This is a genomic window from Rhodoferax sp. P1_F3 (assembly GCF_056405715.1).
This window is the reverse complement of the sequence record NZ_JBFUBO010000037.1, coordinates 1-1,122: the sequence shown is the minus strand read 5'-3', so window position 1 is coordinate 1,122 and position 1,122 is coordinate 1. Positions and strand designations below refer to the sequence as shown.

General features: G+C 57.5%; 1 protein-coding gene. It reads right to left on the bottom strand.

The window, feature by feature from the left end:
- Window positions 1-37: 37 nt before the first annotated feature.
- Complete coding sequence (locus AC1DZ5_RS21515; RefSeq protein WP_477892848.1) at window positions 38-1,069, bottom strand: IS30 family transposase; 1,032 nt, start codon at window positions 1,067-1,069, stop codon at window positions 38-40.
- Window positions 1,070-1,122: the final 53 nt, after the last annotated feature.

Genomic DNA, 1,122 nt, shown 5'->3' with positions numbered 1-1,122 from the left:
GGGGCGCGCTCAAATCCAAGTGCAACACGAAGGTAGTTTATTGGATTGATTGAGTTGGCTCTTCGAGCTTGGCCAGCCAACCACTGTAGACCTCATGCGGTGTGCACCAGTCCAGTGTTTTCCTGGGTCGGCCATTCATCAGGTCCGCTATCCCATCGAGCTGCTCCTGGCTGTACACGGACAGATCCGTACCCTTTGGCAAGAACTGTCGGACCAATCCATTGGTGTTCTCATTGGTCCCACGCTGCCACGGGCTGTGCGGATCACAGAAATACACCGCAATGCCCGTATTGGCGCTGAGTTGCTGGTGGTGGCTCATCTCCTTGCCTCGGTCATAGGTCAGGGTCTTGCGCATGGGTTGYGCAATGGCATTGAGCTTGTCGGTGAATGCCTGCAGGACATGGGCGGCTGTGGCGGGATGGGGGTGAGGTAGCTTGACCAGTATCAGCAGCCGGGTGTTGCGCTCCACCAGCGTTCCCACCGCACTTTGGTTGAGCGCACCTTTGATCAAGTCGCCCTCCCAGTGCCCAGGAAATTGGCGATCTTCAACCTCTGGCGGACGCACATGAATGCTCAGCATATCTGCCATCTGTCCACGACGATCCTCACCCTTGGAGCGCGGCCAACGCTTGGTACGCGCCATGCGCAAACAGGCAATGAGCTCTTTGCGAAGCTCTCCTCGGGGTTGGGCGTAAATGACGTTGTAGATGGTTTCATGCGAGGCGCATTGGGCAGCTTCGCTCGGATGCAGTTTAGCCAGGTGGGCCGCGATTTGCTGGGGTGACCAGCGCCGGCGTAGCAGTACGGTGATGGATTCAAAGAGCGCGTTGCCTGCCACCAGCTTGGGCGCTGGCCTACCTTGTCGACGTCTTCGCACCTGACGCTGCTGGGCGTAGCGACAACTGTAGCCATTGCCGCCACCGTTGCGGGTGATCTCGCGGCTGATCGTGGCGACGCTTCGGTTTAGCACACGGCCAATGGCGCGCAGGCTCAATCCGTTTTCAAGGCCGATCGCGATGGTTTGGCGATCTTGATAGTCCAGCTGGCTGTAATGAGGTTCTGATTTCATGCGCACACCTTAGAGTTAAATTAAAGGTGTTGCACTTCACTATTGAGGCAGCC